6 protein-coding genes are annotated in these 3134 nt (G+C 33.7%); all 6 read right to left on the bottom strand.

Going from position 1 to position 3134, the window contains the following annotated elements; translation table 11 throughout:
• Positions 1–370: 370 nt before the first annotated feature.
• The 6 genes from AB1397_06935 to AB1397_06910 all read right to left on the bottom strand — a co-directional run bounded on the left by AB1397_06935 (position 371) and on the right by AB1397_06910 (position 2901).
• Positions 371–757, bottom strand: a complete 387-nt coding sequence (locus tag AB1397_06935; protein MEW6482712.1) for a HEPN domain-containing protein — start codon at positions 755–757, stop codon at positions 371–373.
• Positions 754–1065, bottom strand: a complete 312-nt coding sequence (locus AB1397_06930; protein ID MEW6482711.1) for a nucleotidyltransferase domain-containing protein — start codon at positions 1063–1065, stop codon at positions 754–756. The genes AB1397_06935 and AB1397_06930 overlap by 4 nt, the downstream gene beginning before the upstream one ends.
• 193 nt (positions 1066–1258) lie before the next feature.
• Positions 1259–1525 carry a hypothetical protein gene (locus tag AB1397_06925; protein ID MEW6482710.1) on the bottom strand — a complete coding sequence of 89 codons (267 nt, stop codon included), beginning with the start codon at positions 1523–1525 and terminating at the stop codon, positions 1259–1261.
• A gap of 48 nt (positions 1526–1573) precedes the next feature.
• Positions 1574–1822, bottom strand: coding sequence for a hypothetical protein (locus AB1397_06920; protein MEW6482709.1), 249 nt, complete (start codon positions 1820–1822; stop codon positions 1574–1576).
• 95 nt (positions 1823–1917) lie between these two features.
• Positions 1918–2136: a hypothetical protein gene (locus AB1397_06915; protein MEW6482708.1), complete on the bottom strand. Its 219-nt coding sequence runs from the start codon at positions 2134–2136 to the stop codon at positions 1918–1920.
• Between the two features lie 381 nt (positions 2137–2517).
• Complete coding sequence (locus tag AB1397_06910) at positions 2518–2901, bottom strand: hypothetical protein (protein ID MEW6482707.1); 384 nt, start codon at positions 2899–2901, stop codon at positions 2518–2520.
• Positions 2902–3134 lie beyond the last annotated feature (233 nt).

Below are 3134 nucleotides of genomic sequence, written 5' to 3'. Positions count from 1 at the left end.
AAGTTTTATAAAATTTTTTCCCTTTTAATTCAAAATTCAACATTCAAAATTCATAATTTTATAAAGTTTTCCTTAAGATTATCTAAACACATACATTTTGTAAAGCGTTATGGAATTAACTATAATCCCTTCTTTATTAAACGCCCTAAATATCCCTAAATAATCAAGCATTCTTCAATTCCTCTAATAAGGTTGTATGGTTATCTCTTTTTTTAACCCCAGTTTCAAGGACAAGTTCTTTAAACTTAACATTACAGCTATAGCCTGTAACCCCATATCAAAAACCTCAATCCCCATTACTTTTGGGAAAGTTCACGGTTATGACTTAGACTTGGTCTTCCCTATACCCGCTAAGCCCCGAAACAAATAGTTACTCCCTCATAGGCATCACCTCCTCTATTTCCTTTATAAAGCCTTCGGCATCAGCAATCTGTTTTTCTGCATCCTCTTTTGAGACAGCGACAAAATCTTCATAATCACTATCTTCTCGCATCTCTTTGGCAGAAGCCAATTTCTTTCCCGCCTCTTTATTTAATACCCCTGTTTTTACAAAATGCTGGTTAAATAAAGAAATCACCCCTGAGTGCTTACTACTATCCAATTTCTTTGTAGATAGTAATGCCCTTGCAGCAGAAAGCATTGCATAATAAGAGCGAGAGATTGAATCCCTGTATTGACCATTCTCATAAAGCAACCTTGCGGATACAAGCTTTTCTTTAGCACTTTCCAATCTATATTTAGCCAATTCATTATTCATAACTTTATTCCTTCCCTCTCTATGTGTTCAATAAAAGGTGAAGCAATTGCTTTATTTACCTGATATTCCTTAATGGACATAATTCTGGGAGAAAGCATCAACTCATACCAAGGGTCTACCTCAAACATAATATCAAAGATTTTCTCCCTTACCGCAGGGGATTTTTCATTAACCACAATAAGAAGATCAATATCAGATTCTTTGTTAAAATCTCCCCTTGCCTTTGAGCCAAATAACTCTATAGAAACAATATTATCTGCCAAAGAATCCTTTATTTTTTCAGCAAATCTTTCTATTGCCTTTTCCATTTTTTCTTATAAAGAAATTATAAATAATTGAGGTACCGCAATATTTTCAGTATGCATATTACCTTAAAAAATTTTATCAAAAATTACAATTGAAATAAAGGAAAAAATTTTGATTTTTTAAAATTTAAGAGAAAAATTAAAGAAAAAAATAAAATTTGCCCTTTTGATTTAGATTTTTTACCGGCAATTACCTTTACTTATTCAATACCTTCTCTTTGATAGTCCAAGGAGAACAATGGTTAAGAATAGCATCCCATTGAGCTATCTGAATACTAACACCCATACTAGCAAATATCCATCTGTTGTTCTCGTTTCCTCTCATCCAGCACCTTTCTAACTCAAATATATCTTTAACAATTCCTTGCATAGGTTCTACATAGATTGAACGCTTCTGATATTCTTTTTTAACATCAGGACAAGAGAGGATTTTTACCATTTCTTCTCTTTTGGGATTTCTTATCCTATTGTTGTTGTTACTTTTAACCCTTCGTTTCTTAAGGAGATGTGATTAAGAATATACCTCTTTCTTCTTGCATCTTGAAAAATAGCTTTGTGCTATCTGCCTTGCCATAAACACCTTTTTAACCCCCTCTAATTTTTCTGTTTCTATCCACATTTTTTTAGCCTCATGAGCACTATTAGGTATCCATTTAAACATTCCTAAAAATGGCTTTTTATGTGTTACGAGACTGAAAACGCTATGTTCATAAACCCATCTATCATAGTGGCTTTTACTTAAATGTTGCTTCTTTATCAATCCCCCTTAATCCTTTGGGAATAATTCCTTGCTTTTTCTGCTTCTTGTACCATACAGGACCTAATGCTTTGTTTAGCATTTTATCGACACTTACTTCATCTATTGAAAAATTCTTCAGGAAACATAGAAGAGACAAATCCTGGAGTTTTTCCTTTCCTCAAAGCAGATTTTTTTAAACGATATCTCATTGTAGTTTCTGGAATCACCTTATAACCCAAATCTCCTCCCATAACATCCCAATGGTCTTTTACAAACCGATGTAGCTCCAGATAGCTTTTAATTTTCTGTTTAACCGATAAAAGGGCAATAAACATTATTAACCATTCAGGATATGAAAATTTAAGACCACCTTCTCCATTTCTAATAGGTTCTTAGAAATCCTGTTTTCTTTAAAAATTCCCGAAAATATCTTCTCGTTTCAACTATCCATTTTCCATTAATCTTTTGTATCTTGTCCATATGTGCCACCCCCTTAAACCTAAGATAGGTTATGACGCAGGGTTTATCGGCATTTTATTGGATTAACTTAAGTAAAATATTGCGACCCCTCAAATAATTTAAAACAGGTTGTCAATTACCCCACTCACACTTTTTAAGATTTAGTATGTGTTTAGCGATTAGCTTTTGGCTATTAGCTACTAACTAAACACATACGTTAAATTTACTTTCAAACTCCCCAAACTCCTAAACTCCATTTAACCAATAGCAACCGGCTTTCTTTCAAAAAGCCGATCTATTTCCCTTCTCATCTCTTCATAAAGCCCTTCAAGCCTAACCATACGTTCTGAAAAATCAAGCTTTGTTTCAATCTTTCCCAATTGTTCTGTTATAGAGTGAAATTCTTTAAAGATAAGATCAAAGCGCTTATCCATCTGCTCCTGCATTTCGGCAAATCGCCTATCCATCTGCTCAAAGCGCTTATCCATCTGGTCAAGCCTAACCCCTAATTCCTTAACCTCTACTTGCAAAGCCTTTAATTCAGGAACAAGGAGCTCCTGGATAGCCTTTCTTAATCCCTCAACAAATCCATTTTTCCTTCCTCCCTTGTTTTGTTCTATATTTCCAATAATCTCCCACATAATATAGATTACCGGATATAAATTACCGGGTTTGTTTCTGTATCCTTCCAATCATAGGGATGTTTATTTGAATAAGTAATGGTTGCCGGAAAGGTCTCTGTTCCTGCACTCTTTTCTATATACTCCATAACATAAGGTAGTCATTGCCATTATCAAAATAATCTTTTTCATTTATACTTATAGTTAATTCCATAACGCTTTACAAAATGTATGGGTTTAGATAATCTTAAGGA

The organism is bacterium (assembly GCA_040756715.1).
Lineage (GTDB): Bacteria > UBA9089 > UBA9088 > UBA9088 > UBA9088 > JBFLYE01.
This window is presented reverse-complemented; position numbering and strand designations above follow the sequence as displayed.

Bases quoted from the DNA above. Each gene is read 5' to 3' on its own strand.
- AB1397_06935 (MEW6482712.1), bottom strand. From the start codon at position 757: ATGAATAATGAATTGGCTAAATATAGATTGGAAAGTGCTAAAGAAAAG.
- AB1397_06930 (MEW6482711.1), bottom strand. From the start codon at position 1,065: ATGGAAAAGGCAATAGAAAGATTTGCTGAAAAAATAAAGGATTCTTTG.
- AB1397_06915 (MEW6482708.1), bottom strand. From the start codon at position 2,136: ATGTTTATTGCCCTTTTATCGGTTAAACAGAAAATTAAAAGCTATCTG.
- AB1397_06910 (MEW6482707.1), bottom strand. From the start codon at position 2,901: ATGTGGGAGATTATTGGAAATATAGAACAAAACAAGGGAGGAAGGAAA.